This window comes from Nostoc sp. KVJ20 (genome assembly GCF_001712795.1).
Taxonomy (GTDB): domain Bacteria; phylum Cyanobacteriota; class Cyanobacteriia; order Cyanobacteriales; family Nostocaceae; genus Nostoc.
In genome coordinates, this window is the sequence record NZ_KV757645.1 from 1 (window position 1) to 20,951 (window position 20,951).

Annotated in this window: 15 protein-coding genes, 1 rRNA gene and 1 pseudogene; 7 read left to right on the forward strand and 10 right to left on the reverse strand. The window is 43.6% G+C overall.

The window, feature by feature from the left end:
• Positions 1–47: 47 nt before the first annotated feature.
• From A4S05_RS21815 to A4S05_RS21825, 3 genes are all read right to left on the reverse strand, one after another.
• A 16S ribosomal RNA gene (locus tag A4S05_RS21815) occupies positions 48–1,540 on the reverse strand.
• Positions 1,541–1,970: 430 nt separating this feature from the next.
• Entirely contained in the window at positions 1,971–2,177 is a 207-nt protein-coding gene (locus A4S05_RS21820) for a hypothetical protein (RefSeq protein ID WP_069071895.1), read from the reverse strand.
• Between the two features lie 319 nt (positions 2,178–2,496).
• On the reverse strand, positions 2,497–6,141 hold the full coding sequence (locus A4S05_RS21825; RefSeq protein WP_069071896.1) for a WD40 repeat domain-containing protein: 3,645 nt from the start codon (positions 6,139–6,141) through the stop codon (positions 2,497–2,499).
• A 333-nt stretch (positions 6,142–6,474) separates the two neighbouring features.
• On the opposite strand from A4S05_RS21825, the gene A4S05_RS21830 reads away from it, so the two are divergent.
• Complete coding sequence (locus tag A4S05_RS21830) at positions 6,475–7,788, forward strand: calcium-binding protein (RefSeq protein ID WP_069071897.1); 1,314 nt, start codon at positions 6,475–6,477, stop codon at positions 7,786–7,788.
• Between the two features lie 504 nt (positions 7,789–8,292).
• Here the strand turns inward: A4S05_RS21830 and A4S05_RS21835 are convergent.
• Together A4S05_RS21835 and A4S05_RS21840 are read right to left on the reverse strand one after the other, a co-directional pair.
• Positions 8,293–9,216: a ParB/RepB/Spo0J family partition protein gene (locus A4S05_RS21835; RefSeq protein WP_069071898.1), complete on the reverse strand. Its 924-nt coding sequence runs from the start codon at positions 9,214–9,216 to the stop codon at positions 8,293–8,295.
• A complete protein-coding gene (locus tag A4S05_RS21840; RefSeq protein WP_069071899.1) occupies positions 9,203–9,844 on the reverse strand; it encodes an AAA family ATPase in 642 nt (213 codons plus the stop codon). Before A4S05_RS21840 ends, A4S05_RS21835 begins: the two co-directional genes overlap by 14 nt.
• A 51-nt stretch (positions 9,845–9,895) precedes the next feature.
• Between A4S05_RS21840 and A4S05_RS21845 the strand changes: the two genes are divergently transcribed.
• The 5 genes and pseudogenes from A4S05_RS21845 (at position 9,896) to A4S05_RS21865 (ending at position 12,857) form a co-directional block, all read left to right on the forward strand.
• On the forward strand, positions 9,896–10,246 hold the full coding sequence (locus tag A4S05_RS21845) for a hypothetical protein (protein ID WP_069071900.1): 351 nt from the start codon (positions 9,896–9,898) through the stop codon (positions 10,244–10,246).
• Between the two features lie 189 nt (positions 10,247–10,435).
• A pseudogene (locus A4S05_RS21850) lies at positions 10,436–10,730 on the forward strand (hypothetical protein).
• A 112-nt stretch (positions 10,731–10,842) separates the two neighbouring features.
• On the forward strand, positions 10,843–11,184 hold the full coding sequence (locus tag A4S05_RS21855; protein ID WP_069071901.1) for a hypothetical protein: 342 nt from the start codon (positions 10,843–10,845) through the stop codon (positions 11,182–11,184).
• Between the two features lie 36 nt (positions 11,185–11,220).
• On the forward strand, positions 11,221–11,649 hold the full coding sequence (locus A4S05_RS21860) for a type II toxin-antitoxin system VapC family toxin (protein WP_069071902.1): 429 nt from the start codon (positions 11,221–11,223) through the stop codon (positions 11,647–11,649).
• Positions 11,650–11,840: 191 nt separating this feature from the next.
• On the forward strand, positions 11,841–12,857 hold the full coding sequence (locus A4S05_RS21865; RefSeq protein WP_069071903.1) for a tyrosine-type recombinase/integrase: 1,017 nt from the start codon (positions 11,841–11,843) through the stop codon (positions 12,855–12,857).
• Positions 12,858–12,923: 66 nt separating this feature from the next.
• Here A4S05_RS21865 and A4S05_RS21870 read toward each other — a convergent pair whose 3' ends face one another.
• The 4 genes from A4S05_RS21870 to A4S05_RS21885 form a co-directional block, all read right to left on the reverse strand.
• The gene (locus A4S05_RS21870; RefSeq protein WP_069071904.1) at positions 12,924–13,643 is read right to left on the reverse strand and encodes a hypothetical protein; all 720 of its coding nucleotides are present in this window, start codon (positions 13,641–13,643) and stop codon (positions 12,924–12,926) included.
• A 249-nt stretch (positions 13,644–13,892) separates the two neighbouring features.
• Positions 13,893–15,227, reverse strand: coding sequence for a GIY-YIG nuclease family protein (locus A4S05_RS21875; RefSeq protein ID WP_069071905.1), 1,335 nt, complete (start codon positions 15,225–15,227; stop codon positions 13,893–13,895).
• Between the two features lie 284 nt (positions 15,228–15,511).
• Positions 15,512–17,224 (reverse strand): caspase family protein, encoded by a 1,713-nt coding sequence (locus A4S05_RS21880; RefSeq protein ID WP_069071906.1) that lies wholly within the window; start codon positions 17,222–17,224, stop codon positions 15,512–15,514.
• Between the two features lie 254 nt (positions 17,225–17,478).
• The gene (locus tag A4S05_RS21885) at positions 17,479–17,772 is read right to left on the reverse strand and encodes a hypothetical protein (protein ID WP_141699779.1); all 294 of its coding nucleotides are present in this window, start codon (positions 17,770–17,772) and stop codon (positions 17,479–17,481) included.
• 679 nt (positions 17,773–18,451) lie between these two features.
• On the opposite strand from A4S05_RS21885, the gene A4S05_RS21890 reads away from it, so the two are divergent.
• Positions 18,452–19,993 carry a group II intron reverse transcriptase/maturase gene (locus A4S05_RS21890; RefSeq protein WP_069071908.1) on the forward strand — a complete coding sequence of 514 codons (1,542 nt, stop codon included), beginning with the start codon at positions 18,452–18,454 and terminating at the stop codon, positions 19,991–19,993.
• A 93-nt stretch (positions 19,994–20,086) separates the two neighbouring features.
• On the opposite strand, the gene A4S05_RS21895 is transcribed toward A4S05_RS21890, so the two are convergent.
• Positions 20,087–20,746 (reverse strand): response regulator transcription factor, encoded by a 660-nt coding sequence (locus tag A4S05_RS21895; protein ID WP_084227205.1) that lies wholly within the window; start codon positions 20,744–20,746, stop codon positions 20,087–20,089.
• Positions 20,747–20,951: the final 205 nt, after the last annotated feature.

Here is a 20,951-nt window from a genome sequence, read left to right on the forward strand (position 1 = left end):
ATATAGCTGTATGCTTTTCGATCTGTAAGGGGTGTAGGTCTCCCTAAAAAGGAGGTGATCCAGCCACACCTTCCGGTACGGCTACCTTGTTACGACTTCACCCCAGTCACCAGTCCTGCCTTAGGCATCCTCCTCCCCGAAAGGTTGGAGTAATGACTTCGGGCACTACCAGCTTCCATGGTGTGACGGGCGGTGTGTACAAGGCCCGGGAACGAATTCACTGCAGTATGCTGACCTGCAATTACTAGCGATTCCTCCTTCACGCAGGCGAGTTGCAGCCTGCGATCTGAACTGAGCTCCGGTTTACGGGATTTGCTTGCATTCGCATGCTTGCTGCCCTCTGTCCGGAGCATTGTAGTACGTGTGTAGCCCAAGGCGTAAGGGGCATGCTGACTTGACGTCATCCCCACCTTCCTCCGGTTTGTCACCGGCAGTCTCTCTAGAGTGCCCAACTTAATGCTGGCAACTAAAAACGAGGGTTGCGCTCGTTGCGGGACTTAACCCAACATCTCACGACACGAGCTGACGACAGCCATGCACCACCTGTGTTCGCGCTCCCGAAGGCACTCCCGGCTTTCACCCGGATTCGCGACATGTCAAGCCTTGGTAAGGTTCTTCGCGTTGCATCGAATTAAACCACATACTCCACCGCTTGTGCGGGCCCCCGTCAATTCCTTTGAGTTTCACCGTTGCCGGCGTACTCCCCAGGCGGGATACTTAACGCGTTAGCTACGGCACGGCTCGGGTCGATACAAGCCACGCCTAGTATCCATCGTTTACGGCTAGGACTACTGGGGTATCTAATCCCATTCGCTCCCCTAGCTTTCGTCCCTCAGTGTCAGTTGCGGCCTAGCAGAGCGCCTTCGCCACCGGTGTTCTTCCTGATCTCTACGCATTTCACCGCTACACCAGGAATTCCCTCTGCCCCGAACGCACTCTAGCCATGTAGTTTCCACTGCTCTTATCTAGTTGAGCTAGACTCTTTAACAGCAGACTTACATAGCCACCTGCGGACGCTTTACGCCCAATCATTCCGGATAACGCTTGCATCCTCCGTATTACCGCGGCTGCTGGCACGGAGTTAGCCGATGCTTATTCCTCAGGTACCGTCATTGTGTTCTTCCCTGAGAAAAGAGGTTTACGACCCAAGAGCCTTCCTCCCTCACGCGGTATTGCTCCGTCAGGCTTTCGCCCATTGCGGAAAATTCCCCACTGCTGCCTCCCGTAGGAGTCTGGGCCGTGTCTCAGTCCCAGTGTGGCTGATCGTCCTCTCAGACCAGCTACTGATCGTCGCCTAGGTAGTCCTTTACACTACCTACTAGCTAATCAGACGCGAGCTCATCTTCAGGCAATTAATCTTTCACCCCTAAGGGCACATCCGGTATTAGCCACCGTTTCCAGTGGTTGTCCCAGACCTGAAGGCAGATTCTCACGCGTTACTCACCCGTCCGCCACTAAATCCCGAAAGATTTCGTTCGACTTGCATGTGTTAAGCATACCGCCAGCGTTCATCCTGAGCCAGGATCAAACTCTCCGTTTTGTATTGGAAAGCTCTATAGCTCAATTAGCTGCTCTTTTAAAACTCCAGCTTAGTTCTCTTTATTTGCTTGACGCAGGCCACTTGTTGTATAATGGCTTTCAAACTATAATATTTTCAAGGTTCGGCGTCCTTCAGGCGTCGCTCTTTCGCGCTCGTCTCTCAGGTGCTTATCAAATATAGCGAGTGCAGATTTTTTTGTCAACTATTTTCCCATTTTTTTTTTGGGAAGTCTGTCGATGCAGATGTAATCCTTAAATTGCAAGGGTTTTACTCTATTAAGTATTTATGGAAATCTTCGGATAAAATTCTGGTTGTAACCAACTTTGGGTCTTGTCAGCTTTTGGTGATCAATAGTGGGCTGGTTTAGGCATCTATGCTGAGGGCAGAAGGAAGAAAGAAGAAAACTACAGAAAATCCTGCGTTTCTTGGGTTACAGAACCTCTACATCACAAGAAAAGTCTTCAAGTTGTATCTGAGTCTTTGTCACAACTTCTACGACGACAGGCAAAATCTTAAAACCCTTCAGCATAGCTGCCTTCTGCTTTAAAGCGCGTAACCTTTCATCATCACCAAAAGTTGCCAAGAACCTTAATCCTGGTTTGAAAATACTTTGATTGCAGGTTTGAGCGATTAGCATTGTAGGCGCTACATCTAGCTTTGCTGAAGCTACCGCAAGTTCGTAGACTCATGGAAATCGCTCACGATCTTCTACTTGAGCCAATACTTCATTGCTCTTGTAGAGCCAGTTTCAATTGCCGATTACACGAATGACTAATAACGTGTAATCAGATAGTGCGACGGCGGCGAACCATTACCATTCAACTTGCTACTAAACCAAGACCTAACAAAGAAGCAGGTTCAGGAACATGAGATAAAGCTTTGCCTGCGTTTCCATTGCCATCTAAAGCAACACCAATGGTATTGAATACTCCCGTTAAACCTTGACAGATTAATGCTCACCCCTCGATCGCACCTAATGCTGTGAGCGTTGCTTTCTGAGCTTCAGTGATGCCAGTAATTCCGGTAATATTCATGCCTTCGTAGGGGCGATCGCTTCTCAAAATCTGCCAACAGTTTCTAGCTATATCCCATACTCGAATGGTTTCGTCGGTACTGCTGCTAGCCAGAAAGTCTCCCTTGGGACTCCAGGAGACACCCCAAATGCGGCTTTGGTGGCCGATCAGCGTGTGACTACATTCATCGGTCTGCAAATTCCAGATTTTAATAGTACAGTCATCGCTGCCACTGGCAAGGTAATTGCCATCTGGACTCCAGCTAATCGCCCACACGATCGCCTGATGCCCGCTCAGTTCTCGTTCACAAATGCCCGTTTGGAGGTTCCAGAGTCTGACGGTGTTTTCTTTACTGCTAGTGGCTAACCATTGACTATCTGGACTCCAGGCGATCGCAACTCCTAACAGCCACTGATCGTGCAGTGTTTTTAAACACTCCCCTGTCTCCACATCCCACAGGTTAATGCGTTGATCGTCCCCTGCTGTTGCCAGCATTCTGCCATCTGGACTCCAAGCGACCCACCAGATCCAACTTTCATGTCCGGCGAGAATGTGCAAGCATTCCCCGGTAACAGGATTCCAGATCCTCGCGGTTAGATCATTCGAGCTACTGCCACTAGCCAACCTTTGACCATCGGGACTCCAAGCCACAGACCAGACCCAACTGGTGTGACCTAGCAACGTTCTGAAACATTGCCCGGTTTTAACATCCCACAGTTTGATGGTGGCATCTGTACTACTGCTAGCAACAATTCCGGCTACATTCTCCTGACCAAAGGCATGGGGGAAATTGGGACACCAGTCTACTGAAAACACCCATCCCTGATGCCCGATCAACTTAGTCTGACGTTCACCTGTAGCAACCTGCCAAATCTTGATCGTTTTATCGGTACTACAACTGGCCAGGCTCTGGCCATCCGGACTCCAGGTAACATTTCTGATCGCATTAATGTATCCGTGGATAACCCGGCGACACTGGCCTATTTCCGTATTCCAGAAGCGCAGGGTCTGGTCATAGCTACCGCTAATGAGAGTTTTGCTATCTGCCCACCAACTCAAGCCCCAGATTGGGTCTTGATGTCCCTGGAGGGTTCGCAGACAATCTCCTGTAGCTGAATCCCAGAGCTTGATGGTGCGATCGCTGCTACTACTAGCCAAGGTCTGTCCATCAGGACTCCAGGTGAGGGCATCAACCCAGAAAGCGTGTCCAGTTAGGGTTTTGAGGCACTGCCCGGTTCGTCGATCCCAAATACGAACCTGTCGGTCGGAACTCCCACTGGCTAGCTTTTCTCCGTCCGGACTCCAGGCTACCCGACGCACGCGCGCTCCTTTAATAGTCAATGTTTTGAGGCATTTCCCCTCAGCCACATCCCACAGGCGAATGGTGTGGTCTTCGCTACCACTAGCTAAGATACCATCAGGACTCCAGGCAACGCTACGCACCAGGCTTTGGTGTCCCACTAAGGTTTGCAAACAGGCTCCGGTTTCAGAGTCCCAGAGCTTGATAATTCCATCGCCACTACTACTAGCCAGCAGGTTGCCATCCGGACTCCACTTAACATCCCAGATTGCTTTTTGATGCTCCTGCAAGGTCAACAAACAATTTCCGGTCTGGGCATCCCAAATTTTCATCGTGTAATCATCGCTGCTACTGGCTAACTTACTGCCGTCAGGATGCCAAGTAACAGCCATAATCGCCCCAAGATGACCCTTTAAAGTCAACAGGGGCTGCTCCAGAGGGGACGATTCCTTCTGATTAGAGATGATTTGCCAGAGACGAAGTATGCCGTGGGTCTCTCCAAAGGCCAGTTTTGTATTGTCTGGACTAAAAGCAACAGCCAGAATGCCACCAAAGGTTTGGGTAAAGAGGCAGTCCTTTAAATCGCAATGGGACAGATTGATCTGGAAAAGTTGTTTACCTTGAAAATTGACCTGGCGAATCTTCAATTGAGAAAAGTCATAGCCTGTCAGATCGAGATCGAGTTGCAAGGCTAGGTTGATGAGATTGCCGACTCCATAGGAAAAAAAGGCAGTGGGGCGATCGCGTATATGCTGCAACAGAGCCTGAAAATGTTCTTGTAGAGTCTCAGTATTATGAAATGATGCCTGTACCATCTCTGCCAGTGGGGACAAAATCAGGCGACGCTGGCTTTCCCCAATATAATCCAGCACAGTAGTTTTAAGCAGCGCGTAACGTTCAAAGAGAACGGGTTGAACGCTCACCAGTTCAGCGGCCATGGTTTGAATCAAAGTATCCGTAACATATTCCATGACCACGGGTTGGAGAGTGTATTGCCCTGTCTGCTGTTCAATTAACGCCCGCCATGTCAGAGATTCCAGACTTTCTAACAAAGTGGCGCGGGTGATGGAGGGAGTGATATCTGCGATTAATTCTGTTGTGGTTGTCCATTCCCGGTTGATGGCTAACCAATACATGATGATTTTCTCTGGCTCTGTCAAACGAGAAAACTGTTGGTCGAGTAACTTATGTAAACCATTAAATACCATCGTTTCTTCAACCAGGAAGGTTGAAATGTTCCCGTCAAACAGACTTTGAATGGAGGCGGCGACAATTTTCAATGCAAGAGGGCTAAAATTATAGAACTCGCACAGGCGATACTTTTCAGCTTCGGTGCCTGTTAGTTTCTTGGAATCAAGAAGGGATAGAGAAGCTTCTAAAGATCCACAGAGGAGGTGCGATCGCACTTTGCCATCCTCAGCTTCAAAGGTGCTGACTTCGACGGGTTTTTCTCGACTGGTCAACAGCACGCAGCTTTGGTGTCTCGTTTCGCCAAGCATACGCAACAACGTCCCATAGTTTTCATATCCCGGCAGATAAACCCCCACCCGATGACCCGGTTGGAGGATAGTTTCCAGGTTGTCCAAAACCAGCAAACAACGATGGGTTCGCAACCAGTGCAGCAGGCGTTCTGGGGTTGCCTGGGCATCTTGCTGGCGGGAGAGAAATGGCACGATATCCCCTAGTAGTTCTTTGAGTTGCGGGGCATTGCGTAGCGATCGCCAGATCACAAACTCAAACTCGTCTTGCAAATCTTGAACCAGTTTAGCGGCCAGGGAAGTTTTGCCAATACCTCCCATCCCCAACAGGGCTATGAGACGACAGCTATCGCGCTGCATCCATTGGGTAAGTGTTTCCAACTCCGTCGTCCGCCCGTAGAAAACTGAGATATCGGGTGCCTCACCCCAATCGATATTGGGTGCTGCACAGGACGGAGCAGATGCAAGCGTTAAATCTGGCTGTTGCTGTACCGCATTGTCGGTAACTTTACTGGTGACTTTCTTAGCTGTACCAGATGACTGCTGCTTACGCCATTGCCGTTCCAAAGCTGCCTGTAAGGTTGTCTTACCAACGGTTTCACCAAAGGCATCCGATAGGAGTTTCCACAATTTGGGAGCGATATCAAATTTTAAGTAGTTGGGGGAATAGCTGGTGTCATTGGCAATTTGATCGTAGGTTCGTCGGTTATAGGCTCCTTTTAAGATGGCCAGTTCAACGGAGGTGAGCCGTCGTCCGGCTTTGAGGAATACAAGTTCATCAGCAACATTGAGAGCGTCCTCAAATTCCACCTACTGCACCTCACTTATGGGCAAAACCACCTCAATTTTCCCTCAATTTTCCCTCAATTTTCCTCTATCGACTCAAAAGTAAACATGGCGCAGACTTAAATACATGAGCGGCACCGATAGATTTTCCTATCTCAACCGTGAAGAAGTTGATATTAACTTGATTGCCCAACAGATGCTTCCTAAATTTAGTTGACGTAATTGATCAAATTACTAGGCTATTTTTCCGGTTCAAGGATTTGTTTTGATATTCCAAAATCAAACAAAACAGCAATCAACTAATTCAGTCTAATTGACAAAATTACTCTAACTTTTTATCTTTTTCAGGAGAGAAAAATGGCTAACTCAACACAGTTCAATGATACATTAGAAGGTACCCTATCTGCTGACTTCATCGATGGTCTAGGAGGCAATGACAGGATCGATGGTTTAGGTGGCAATGATACTCTTTTGGGTAATACTGGGAATGATGTCCTTGATGGTGGCTCAGGGAATGATATCCTTGATGGTGGCTCTGGGAATGACACCTACGTTTTGCGCGCAGGTTTTGGCAATGACATCATTCAAGAGTTCAACGGCACCTTGGGAGGAATCGATCTCGTCCAAGCTGATTTCAGCTTCACTTTAGGCGATAGCGACCTCGAAAACCTGCAACTATTCGGCACAGGTAACATCAACGGCACTGGAAACCTTATCCGCAACCAGATATTCGGTAATTCTGGCAATAACGCTCTCAGTGGCTTGGGCGGCAATGACACTATCCAGGGGGGCGCTGGCAAAGATACAATTTCTGGGGGTAGTGATAATGACTTGCTGTTTGGAGAAATTGGTGATGATAATCTGTTTGGGGATGGTGGAAATGATACCCTCAGTGGTGGTACTGGCAACGATACACTCTTAGGCGAGGAGCAAAACGATATACTCTTCGGAGAAGATGGTAATGATGTTCTAAATGGCGGACTGGGAACTGATACTCTCGTCGGTGGTAATGGTAGTGACACTTATATTTTGCGTACTGGTCAGGGCACCGATACCATTTTCGAGGACAATGGCAGTTTAAACGGGATCGATACTATCCAAGCGGATTTCACCTTTACCTTGAATGATGCAGACATCGAACACCTCGATTTAGCGGGTTTTGGTAACATCAACGGCACCGGTAACGCCGTTAATAACAGCATATCTGGGAATACTGGCAATAACGTCCTCACTGGCTTAGGTGGTTTTGATGTCCTTGACGGCGATTTTGGTAATGATACTCTCTTGGGCGGTGCAGACGGCGATGTCCTGTTGGGTAGCTTGGGTAATGATGTCCTGCGGGGTGAAGCTGGTGGTGATTTCCTTAATGGTTTCTTGAACACTAGTTCTGCTTTGGTCACCACTCAATTCGACACCCTATCAGGTGGTAGTGGAGCCGATCGCTTTATCTTAGGCGCATCGACCAAGTATTATCTCGGTGATGGACAAGCGACTATTGTTGACTTCCGTTTATCTGAGGGCGATCGAATTCAGTTACAAGGCAGTTCTACCGAGTACAGGTTTGGCACTTCCGGTTCTAGTACTGTGATCTTCAATGGGATAGATGATGTTATCGCTATTGTTCAGAATGCAAGTAATCTCGATGTCAGCGCTGGTCTGGCTTTTGCCTAATCTGAAGCTTCTTTCTGGGGCAACTTGCAATAAAGAGCAAAAGCTTAATAGTAGTAACTTAGGGGAAATCCAACTAGGATTGTCCCCTTTTTCTTGTTTTCTTGAAGTCAGCATTTTGCTCTTCAAAATCGTCAAAATAGTAGTAATGACTATTTAAGTAGAACGACGTGAAACAACCAAACTATGTGAAGATAAGTAAATACTGCCTTCTGCTCTGTGCCTTAAAGAGCATCCCTATTTAAGACAGTCAATACCAACTATAGGCACATAGTTAAGGAAATCCTGCAAAATGCTAAAGAAGCCGAGTTTGATATTGCCCAAAGAGGTGAAAACTCTTGCATTACCTGGATTACATTTTCACCAATAACGTTATTGGTGGCGAGTCTACCTCGTAATTGGTTTGGTATACGATGCAGTAGCACTGACACTTCAGCTACTGGCAGATTGAGTTTCACAAATAAAAATCTCAAAGCTCCATGCTGAGTTTAGCCTGCACTGTTCTGGTTAATCTATTTTCATTAATGCTTGCAACTGGGCCAGTAATTTCTCTATACGAGCTTTTTTCTTAGGGTCATCCCAAACCTTAGCCTTTCTAAGTTGCCGGAAAGTTTCATCGGCACGCTGTTGAAGAGATGAAGACTCTGCAAGAAATGCTGAATCGGGTTCTGACTGCTGCTGCCACTCTTTAATCTTCTGCTTGATTTCATTTAATGATAATTTATTCGCAACGGCCACACTTAGCAGTTCTTTTCTCTTCTCCTCATTTGTTACCCGTGAGATTGCTTTAGCTTTGCTAGCTTCCAATTTTCCAGAACGCAATACCTCTAAGATGTCACTTGGCAGATTGAGTAATGGGAGGCGGTTGCTGATAAACGAGTCAAGTTTAATATTACCCAAAGAGGTGAGAACCTCTTGCACAACCTGGATTACATCTTCACCAATAACGTTATTGGTGGCGAGTCTATCTCGTAATTGGTTTTGTATGCGATGCAGTAGCACTGACACTTCAGCTACTGGCAGATTGAGTTTCATAGATAAAAGTCTCAAAACTCCATCAGCTTCTTCTAGGTCAGTCAACCCGGAACGAGCAAAATTTTCAATTAAAGCAATCTCCAGAGCTTCTTCATTGCTAAGTTGTTTGACAACTACAGGGACTTCTACCAGCTTTAGAATATGAGCAGCTCTGTAACGCTTTGCCCCTGCTACAACCTCATGCTTGTCACTGCCAGGGATAGGGCGAACTAGGAGGGGCGCAAGAATACCGTTTTTTCTGGCAGTAGCAACAATTTTTTCAACTTCTTCAGGATCGATGTAATACCTTAGCTCCTCGGATGGCAGAACAATCGAGTTTAGAGGTATGGAGACTGTGTTCTGTTGTCCCTCGTCCCTAAAAATAAAATCCTCTACCAATCGCCTACTTTTTGCCATTGGCTACCTCCAAGGCTTCAGTAAACAGTGCCTCAAAGTCCTGAGCAGCGCGTTTGGCTGTTGTTCCACCCAATCCCCAAACAGTAGTCCCTTGCCCTGGCGCATCAGCAATCACCTGAAGGTCAAATAACATTGACTTTAGCAAAGGAAACCCTGTGTTTTTGGCATCTAAAGCTCTTTGAGCATCCTTGAGTAACACAGTTCCTTTCTTTGCTTGATTTAAAAATAAACCTACATTCGGCATCCCACCTCGTAATTCTCTTGCTTGACGCAAAATCCTTACCATCTTTGATGTACTGTGCATATCTAGCCCAGATGGCTTACAAGGTACTAGAGCTAAGTCACATCTGGACAAAATTGCTTTTGTTGTCTCGCTGAGACTACCGGGGCCATCCACAACCACAGCTGAATACTGTTCTGCCAGCGTCGGAAGTTCGTCAAAAAGGTCGTCCGGGTCTATCATCGTTTTACAAGGTAACTGTAAATCTTTCATCCAGTTAGTGCTGCTTTGTTGCGCGTCGGCATCTACAACAATCACCGTTCCACGCTGGCTCAACCAGTATGCAAGATGCCCAGCTATTGTAGTTTTTCCCGCGCCCCCCTTTTGATTCGTCAACCCAATGATCATGATTTTTTTTGAGTTTTGTGCAAAATGTACCACTAAAAATAATGCTTTCTTATGACTCAATCTCAACCTTCACTGCCCCAACCCCAACTCCAAAGAGCTGGTATTACCTCTGAACAGTATTTTGAATTTACCCCAGAAAAGTTGGAACTGAGTGACGGATATCTCGGCTATGGTGGACAAGACCAGCTTGGTTTCCATTTGGCTGTCCTTACCAACATGGGGTTATTATCAGCAATTAGGCATACAGGCTTGTCACTGTGGCTAGAAGCCCTTGACCGTTGTATACAGGAAAAACTAGCAACTGTCAACGACGCTGACCCAGAAGTAGCAGAAGCGATGTTAAATCGATTTAATCGGGCTATGGCAGACCTAACAGAGGTGATAGAGTATCTTGATAAATAGGATGATTTAACGCGGACTAAGAATAATTAGAAATACAATAACGGTCTGCAATAATTTATTATCCTAACTGCGGTTTCATCTCATAAATCGACTCCATCAAGCGTCAATTAGCTCCGACTCAACTCAAGTTACTGTCAAAGATAAACAATGAATATTGAGCAGACTGTCTTAGAAGTTTCAGGAGTATAAATCACCAAAACTCTGTTAGTAGATTTGCAAAAGCTCTCCTCTAACTCTGGAGAAACAATAGCAGCGTACTATGCGGTTCATGCGTGATAAATTACCTTTTTACCCCTATACAGAAGTGGTAATGGCACTCCATGATGCACTTGCATTTCAAAACCGATGGATTGACTATAATGCCAGCCAATATCAGGGAGTTTATGACTTACTTACATCTCTAGTCAATCAAGAAAAAATCAACAATTCGTCAGTTGAGAACTCTATTTTAACTCTCTTAAACTTAGGCTTTGATATCCTATGAGAAATTCAGAAATTCTCGCTAAGTTAAAACAAGCATTTTCCACTCATGTCTAAACTCGTCTAGTATTTATATAGCAGTACATTATTGTTCAAGGCTTGGTAATAATTAAAATATGGTTATCAATTTCTCCTCCGTAACACTACCTCAGTCTGAAAACTTGAAGTTACATATCCTACTAGAACGTAATCATGAAGGAAATGTAATAGCTTCTGTCCTAGAATTTCCCAACACTCAGGTTGAAGCACCTACTACTGAACAAGCTGTGCAAGAATTGAAAACACTTTTGTCAACTCGTCTTGAAAAGATAGAAATTATTCCATTAGAAATTCAATTGCATCATAACGATGCAGAAAATCCTTGGATAAAATTTGCGGGTGTGTTTAAAGACGATGCAGATTTTGCTGAGATTGCTAATAATCTCAGAGCAGAACGTAACGCAGTAGATGAAGATTAAAAGACTGAGGATTAGATTCAGATTGAGAAATGCAGGATGAGTTTTTATATACTCGACACAGACCATGTTTCGCTTTTACTTCAAGGAAACCAAGCTGTTATATCTAAAGTTGCTCAAGTTTATCCCAATTTGGCTATCACCATTATCACAGTTCAAGAAATTTTTAACGGGTGGGTAGTCAAAATTAATGACCGGACTGAATCTGCCAACTTAGTAAACCTTTACACTAAACTGTGGACTACTCAAGAGTATTTCAAAGGAGTGAGAATACTCAACTTTGATACTGCTGCCTACACTTGTCACCAAGGTTTACTCAGAGAAAACCAGCAACTCAATAAAAAAAGGCTACAGAAAGATTTGCGAATAGCTGCGATCGCTCTTTCAACAAATGCGGTGATGGTTACTCGTAACCAAAAGGATTTCTCTCAAATTCCCGATTTGGTGCTGGAGGATTGGACACATTGACTACATCCTCTGCTATCAATTTTGATATCAAAGCAGGAAATTACAGAACTAGCATTACTAATTAACACCATTCAACTTCCGCAAGAAGTATTTTGCTCTCTACTCCATGTTTTGATTAATGCCTATACCTGTTGCCGTATGATAGACGTTATTGGAAAGTTGTATTATCAATAACGAAGCTGTAAGCACTTATGCCTAACGAGCCAATATTTGGTGAGCTAGTTAAAGTCGAGTTGGAAGCGTGTTTAGATGCTCCGATCGCTCGATATTTTGACGCGCAGCTTGACACTGACCCGGATGTGTTGGCGCAGCTGTTGGCAGATAAGCGTAACCCCAATACTCGACGGGCTTATGAAAAGGATTTGAGGGATTTCTTTCTGAAGATGACTCTTGTGCCGCCAACTGGTGATAGCGTGTTGGAGTTTTTGCACTTGCAGCGAGAGCAAGCGGTGATGGTGGTGTTGAAGTACAAGGCGATGTTGATTAAATCTGGGTTGCGGGAGGCGACAATCAATCGGCGGTTGGCGGCGATTAAGTCGTTGGCGAAGATGGGGCGGAAGTTGGGAGTGTGCAACTATTCCCTAGAAGATGTTTCAGGGGAGAAGGTCAAGGCTTATCGGGATACGCGGGGTGTTGATAGCAAAGCGATATCTATTGTAATTCAGCAATTTGATAGAGAAACTTTGATTGGTAAACGCAACTATGGAATTTTTCTGGTGCTGTGGGGTTTAGCGTTGCGTCGCCAAGAGATATGTCAGTTAGATGTGGGGGATTTTGATTTTTATGGACGCAAGTTGAGGGTTTTGGGGAAGGGTAAGGGAACGAATGAAGAATATTTAGATATGTCCAAGGATGTGGCGGCTGCTCTTGCAGATTGGTTAATTGCACGAGGGGATTTGAATGGCAATTTACCGATATTTACAGCATTGGATTTTCATAATGAAGGACATCGCTTAACTACTGATGCCATCTATAAAATAGTGGCGACGGCTTTTAAGAAGGCAGGGGTGAAGAAACCCATGTCACCGCACAGGGTAAGGCATTCGGCGATTACGGCGGCGCTTGATGCCACTGATGGGAATATTAGAAAGGTGCAGAAGTTGAGCCGTCATGCAGATCCGCGAACGCTGATGATTTATGACGATAACCGGAATAAAGATTTGTGGGAGATGTCGGAATTGTTGACGGGAATGTTGAAGGATTCCTAGTGATGAAAAGTAATCTGTTAACTGGTAACTGGTTTCGCCCTAGCTCCTGAAATTACTAAGTTTTACTTAACTAAAAGTTTTGGGATTAATAGGTCGTGATTGCTTCAACCAGCAGTAGCAGGTAAATCCTAAACTTAATAAAACTAAGAGGATGTTTGTTTTCGGCTCTGGGACACTCACAGGAGTGATAGTCAATGAGCCGGAAAAATCATTGTTAGGAGTGTTAATTTGGTCATCAGACAAAGTTAACTTAAATTGACCCGTAAATGTACTACTTGCTGGAATCAAAACTTCTTTGAGTTGAGTAGTTAAAGGTAAGTCAGTGTTAGTAAAGATGATTCCAAAAGAGTCAGGTAAGAAAAAAGGAGGCACAGAGCCAACATTGCCAACTAAAAATTGCAACTCTTCTCTTGTCCCCCTTGGGCCTACAAATATTTGATTACGATTAGTTCCGCTTGTAAAATTCGCTGTACTCAACGTTATTGCATTACGAGTAGGTGTACTAGCGAATGTGAGGTTTAAATCTTTAATAGCTCCATTATATCTGCCTGCAATTGGAGTAGTAGATGAGTTAGCAACGTCAGTATCTATAACAAAACTACCCTTCAGTCCGAAAACTGTTGCCGCAGTGCCAAATGGGTCAGAACCAGTTAATGTGCCATCAAATTTGAAGTTGAAGAAAGCAGCAACAGCAGGTGTTGTAGTAACTGTAGCTAAAACAATAAATGCTGTCATACTGGTGACAACAGTATTAACAGTTTGAGAAAGAGTTGGCAGCTTGCTCATTTTAATTATTCAAAGTAGGTTTTTTGATACTTAAGTCAAATCCTGATTTTATCAGAGTTGTGCTTTGTGTCATTAAATATAAATATCACAGATTGAGGTTAAGACGATATCCAGACGAAATCGTAAATATATTAATCTCTCAGTTTTCATACGCGACGCAGGGGGAATTTATCGCCGGGGCAATTGTCTTTATTTTGAGATGTGTTGCCAATTTTGGGGTTTGGGTAGCAATCCACCCCAAATATTGATTTAACTATCTTTGGTTTGCAATAGTGAGCCTAATGAATTGCGCTGTAACCATGCACATAGTTTTATATTTTGGTTATCATCTGGCTTGGACTGGTACTCCCCAGTTTCAAGTTCTTCACGGAGCTTGCCTGTACAATTTGACTTTAAGTCCTTGAATAGATATTCAAACATAGCCAGTGGCAGCAGTACACTCTCAACTTCTACATCGTCCTCACTAAATATAATAGTTTCAAATATAAATTTATAACCAGCCCATCTTATAGTAGGTAGTCTATCTACAGCATCCTTTAAGTTTTCTATTACACGCTGATATTGTAGGTCGGGGTTTTTTCGTCCGTGCATTATCCACCAGTAAACATTGTGCCTGACAAAATATTTTCCATTTGTGTTACTACAGACTTCTACTTCTACACCATCTACATACAAGAACTGACGAGTCATTATTCTCGCTTCACCTTCAGGCATTGGCTCTAATTCCTCCCATGCTTCAACTTCAATGACATATTTATCTTTCCCTTGTTCTGACTGAAATTTATCAACCAGTTTTATAGGAATAGGGTCATCTTCTAGAGCATCTAAACATGAAAGATTATTCTTCAGTTCCTCTGATGTATTTTCTAAAAATACTTCTAGCTGTTCAGAGGTAAAAGCCATAAATTCTACATCAGCAATAGTCCTAGTAATAGGATTATTCATAAAGTGGACTAGACCATCAAATGGGGATAGGTCTATTCTTATATGGTTATATTGAGTTGACCAATAACCGAATTTACCTGAAAATTTAGGTTCTGTGTGATACTCTTTCCACTTCAAAGGGCTGGCTTTTTTGTTGATAGTTTTTAATATAGTTCTTATGCTACCCGACAGACCACGCTTGCCATATACAGGGTACACCAAGTAAATTGTTGGTGGTTCTTCGTCAGCTATTGGGTCAAAACCAAATATCATAGTATTTAACTTTGCAAGCTGTTGAAGACTCTGCTGTAGTGCTATCTCCGATGGAGTTATTTTTCTAATTGGCGACACCACTTTCGTCCAATTTAGCGGCGGCTTGTATAACTCTATCAACTGATTTTCGAGATGTGAGAGTGTGGTTATATCATTAGCACAAGTCAGCCAACTAATACTGATACGGTCTTTGCGATTAAACCTCTTTAGCTGGTTAAATCTATGGTGTTCTCTCCAACGCTCAAACAAGTTGATTGTTCTGCCAATATATAGAACCTGACCTTTACTATTAGAAACGAAATAGATAGCTGCACAATTAGGTAGATGACTTTTTTCTAATAAATAAACTGAGGGTAGTTCAGATAATGCAAGGTTTTCTAATAACATCTTATGTATTTAAACACAAAGCAGCTATTGAAATATCATGCCCTAGTTTTCTTCTAAAATAGCGATATCACCAGATCCGTACAAAAAAATCACAGCAAAAGCCGTCGTCAAGCAAGATGAAGAGCGTCCCTAGTTAAACAGGTTGATCAATGGAGTCGAAAGAAACTAAGAAACTACTAAAGCCAAGGAAAGCAGAAACCGAAAAGGCGATCGCTCATAACTACTGACAACAATCCCACAGATGTTGTACCAATTGATCACCGCCAAGAGCTACCGTCTCTAAATTATGGCCAAGTTATACCGTAATCACTACAGTTATTGTCATTCAAAACCTTTTTCACACCACCTTCTCCTACTGCTCCCTGTTCAAATAACGCTTGATATCTTTGTTTCTTTTCCATACACAAGAGTCTTGCTGCGTCAAATTGGCGTTGTTTTTCTGCGGCAGCTTCAGCATCAGCTTGGCGTTTTCTTATTTCCCGTAGAGCCGCCTCAGATTCGGCTCGGATTTGATCTTGGCGTTGTCTGTATGCCCGCAGAGTAGCTTCAGCTTCCGTTGGGAGAGCAGTTGAAGTAGGCTTATTCCTTGGTTCGTTGACATTATTCCCTGGAAGAACTCTGCTCGGAGTATCTTCATTTGGGGGTTTTGTGGCTGTGACGGCTTTAGGAGTGGATGGCTCAGATGAACTAGAGGATGTTTTTGGTATATCTTCGTTGAGCTTTGTGTAGAAATAGGGAGTTAAAGCATAAATTCCATAAATTATACCTGTCAATCCTAAAATGGTGGCAAAAAGTACAACAGCCATAGAACGCATTTTTTTAGCTGTGTTAGAAGAATAATTTTCTGGAGGTGTAATTTCAGGTTTTAGAGGAGTTGTGGACTTACTATCTGCGCTCGCTTCGTTAATTAATGAAGAGGATTTTACTAGAGGCACAACACGCGCAAAAATCGGCTCGACATCTCTATCTTTGAGTCCCAAAGCTTCTTGAAAAGCTTTCAACTCTTTTTGAGTATCTTGATTTAAAGGATATTGCTTATTAATTTCCTCAAATAATACCTGCTCGTATCGCTGCAATCTTTTTTGGTATTCTTGATAAGGTTCGAGAACTTCAGCTTCAATAATTGTCGCTTCTTCAGATGACAATCTTAAACTCTGCCTTTTCAAATCTAAGGTATTGCGTCCAATAGCAGAAATTACACCACGACTGGCAAAACGCTCAACTTCTTGCCGATATCTCAACTTGGGATCGCCGATGGGTGCTTTAGCTAGCCGAATTTTGAAGCCTTCCTTAACGGCATAGATTTCTGGTTGCATGGCGGGGGCTGCTTCTTTAACTTTCTTTTTGGCATACTCATGCAACTCATCTATGGAAATCACACCATCATTATCTTGATCTGCTGCTCCTGTTTCAATACCTTCGACGACATAACGAGTATAAATTGAGAGACTGTCTCCCTCTTGTTGGAAAGAATATTGTGTAGAAGTAGAAGAGGTGAGAACAACTCGCCCTTCACCTCCCAGTTGAGTATAAATATCTACAGAACCGTCATCCTTAGCTGATAAACCCTCTGCAAATGCGCCACTAAAACAACAGTCGAGAATTACGACTTGTCTCTTACTGCGGCTATCGCTCATAACATTATGTATAAAATTAGCCGGAACTGCTGTCGCTTTGACAAGCCGCCCCTGGGGATTTTTGCGAGTGAGACTAGTTGCTAAGTAAAGTTTACCCGTTTCATCTTTAATACCGTGACCAGAAAAGTAAAGCAATATGAGGTCTTCTTTTCGGCGATCACTAAACAATCCCTCAATGGCTTCCTGCATTTTTTGCGGATCGGGATTCTCCAGCTTTTGGATATCTGCTGCTGCAAATCCACCCATTTCTGGATGCTGCAAAACTTTAGCGATCGCTTGTACGTCTTTGACTGAAACTGGTAATGGATTCAAGCCAAGTCCATACTCACTGACTCCTATTAGCAGTGCTACCTTCGCCATGTAACTATAACTCCCTCCCAGTTTTGAGATGTCTTAGACGGCTGCGTGGAACTTTCGAGCTTGTTCAATAGTGGCGGTGAATACCAATTCAAAATACCATACGGGTTCGGGAGCAAGAGTACAAAATTGAAAAAGCCAGATATAATCAGGGTCTGAGTGTATGTATCTGTCTCATTCTTTGTTCAAATTGGGATAACGCCTGCTGAATACTAGCTTTGACATCATACCCGCTATGCGAATTTCTCTGGAATTTATTAATTTTTTGGGACTTCCAGATAAAAAACCTTTAGGCGGGAGCCACCGTAAGAGCCAGCAAAAGTATTAATTTTTAACTGATTATTTACGAGTAGCAGTTGAGTGAACAAGCTAAACGCAGAACTTAAAGATGTTCGACAGAGATTCTGTCGAACATCACCAAAGGCTTGTTTAAGAAGGGTAATGAACATGGGTAGGTAGCCAGCCGCTCTTAAGAAGGAAGATAGAGAAAAGTTAACTACTACCACTCCCCGACTTATTTTTCTCGCTCTCCTCAGCAATACATCATTCATTCACAATCAAGTTATAGTCAATATAACCGAGCATCGCCCCTCTTTTTATCGCCTCATAACTGTTCTTGACGTGCCATTTACTGTACAAATCACTGGCATAAGTGCGGCTCGCTTCTGGTAAGAGCCTCTAGAAACTAGAGGGGTACGCCCAGAGTATATTCTGAAACTCACTTTCAAAATATATAACTGTTCCTTTGATGTAGGTGAACCAAGTACCCTAGAAAGGTAAGTCCTACCCTTTAAGAGATAAGTGACTCCCGACCTGACCACACCGAATAGGCTCGGAATCCTATAGAGTGAAGCTGGTAACAGGGCGCAATCAGTTGTAAAACAAGCAGGTAACAACACTGGCGCTAATGGGGGGATGGCATGAATAAACAAGTCCTAAAAAAGTGTCTCAAGTGAAAGCTACAACCTGAAAACAAAATGTAGACTTCATTCACTATAATCTCGCAACATATTTATGCAATAGTTGCAATCTCTGAGATGTGAATAGACAAAGTGGGCTGTTCTAAACCATCAATCAATCGAAAGAACGGAACGAGTAAAAACGATATAAGGGTCTGGAGAAAGGTCGAAAACACCAGTAGGCTAGACGAGAAGCGGAAACCCTTTATATCGGGTAGGACAGCGAGTAACTTCGCTGAGGTATTCAGGAAAACGCAATTTGGAGAAGCGTATGGTTAGACACAGTGTAAAAACTAGTGAATCTTGGAAATCATTACCCTGGAAGAAATTTCAGAAGAACCTTTTCCGCCTTCAAAAGAGAGTGTTTAAAGCTATTCTTGTTGGAGACGAGCGCAAAGCAAAGTCACTACAAAAGCTTATCCTGAAGTCCAAAGCTGCAAGGTTTCTGGCAATCCGTCAAGTCACACAGCTAAATGCTGGTAAAAAGACTGCGGGTGTTGATGGAAAAACCGCGTTAACCTATGAGGAAAGATTCAACCTAGAACTGCTCCTCAGACAAAAGGACTGGTATCACAACAAATTAAGACCGATACCAATCCCGAAGAAAGACGGCTCCATTAGATATCTCAAGGTTCCGACAATTGCGGATAGAGCTTGGCAATGCCTTGCTAAATATGCACTTGAGCCAGCGCACGAAGCCACTTTTCACGAACATAGTTATGGATTCAGACAGGGTAGGTCTACCCACGATGCCCAACAACAGGTATTCTTAAACCTTAAAAGTACCTCAAATGGGATCACAAAAAGAATCATTGAACTTGACATTGAGAAGTGCTTCGATAGGATAAACCACTCAGCCATAATGGTGAACTTGATAGCTCCTAGAGCATTGAAAACCGGAATATTCCGAGCATTAAAAGCCGGAATAACCCCAGAATTTCCGAATCAAGGAACACCACAAGGCGGGGTAGTAAGTCCACTTTTAGCTAACATCGCTCTAAATAGTATTGAAGATTGTCACCAAGTAAAAGACTCACGGGGAAGAATAAAATCCCGATGTGTTCGATACGCCGATGATATGGTATTCTTCTTACGCCCTGAAGACGATGAAAAGCAAATACTTGACAGAATAAACCAATTCCTAGCAGAAAGAGGATTAAAGGTAAGCGAGAAAAAGACAAAGCTAACCGCCTCGACAGATGGGTTTGATTTCCTTGGCTGGCATTTCTATGTGCAGCAAAACGGAAAGTTCCGATGTACTCCCTCAGAGGAAAACTTCAAAGCCTTCCGCAAGAAAGTAAAACACATCGTCAACAACTCGAATTATGGAGCTAAGGCAAAAGCTCTTAAGCTTGCGCCAATCGTTAGAGGGTGGAGACAATACCATAAATTCTGCAAGATGGACGGGGTAAGAAACTCGTTATACCACATCGAAACAAGAACCTACAGGGTATTCAATAAGGAAACCAAGCAAGATAGGTATACAAGTAAGAAACTACTAGACAAAGCCTTCCCGAAGGTTTCCAACTCCGAAAATGCCTTCGTCAAAGTCCGAGGAAATAAATCACCTTTCGACGGAGATTTAGTTTACTGGAGTAAACGCAACAGCAAGCTATACGATGGCATAACCTCAAAACAATTACAAAAGCAAAACCATACGTGTGGTAGATGTGGTTTAAGAATGACCTCTCTTGAAAGAGTACATTTACACCACATAGACGGTAATCATGATAATTGGAAACCAAAGAATCTAATTGCACTACATGAAAGCTGTCACGACTACATCCACACGAGCAACAGAGAAATGAAGTAGATTAGAAACGACCTGCGCGAAAACCCGTACCAAATCAGTTAGGAAAGTGAGTTTAGTTATTACTTTCTGGGAAGGCGGAAGGAATCTACAGAATTAATCTTTAAGAATATCGGAAGCTGTATGCGTAGAAATACGCACGTACAGATTTAACTGAGAGGTGCGAGGGATAATACCCTCCATCGACTCAAACCGTTTGACTGTACTAACAGAGAGAAACATTTCTTTGGCAATCTGTTCAAAACCTAAACCCTGAGCCAGTAATCGCAGGACTTGTATTTGTCGTTCGGTGGGAGAGTCAAGCAAGTTTTTATCAGCAAAACTAGGGTCAATATATCTATTTTTATCAAGGTTTTTTAACAGTTTTTTAGCCAGCTTCGGGTCAAGCAGGCATTCATCAAAGTAAGCTCTCTTGATGGCTAGTTCAATCAATTCTACATCAGCACTTTTGAGCATATAAGAATCAGCCCCATGACGGAAAGCTGACTTAATAAAGTCTGAATGAGTCTGATTAGTAAAAATTACCACTTTACTATTAGTTTTCCTTTTGATTGAGCTAGTCAGTTCTAAACCACTCATGTCGGGTAAGAGTAAATCAACTAACACAACATCAGGGTTGGTCTGTTCAATTAACTGAAACCCTAGCTTTCCAGTGGTAGCATCACCAGTTACTTCTATATCTGGGGATTGTGAAATAGCACCTTTGATGCCTAAGAGCATGAATATTTCTGGTTCAACAATTACTATTCTCAGCATAATGTTGATAATCCTCTAATAATAAATGGCTGTTTATGAGGTTATTTCTTATTGGTGTCTAGCGGACACGCAGTAGACACTTGGTGTCTCGGTCGTGTCTGGGCTGGTGTCTGCTGGTGTCTTTGCTATACAAGGGTTTTGAGCTTTAGTGTCTGTGGTGTCTGGAGTCCTGTGTCCGCTAAAAAAGGGTGTTTTTGAGGCGAGA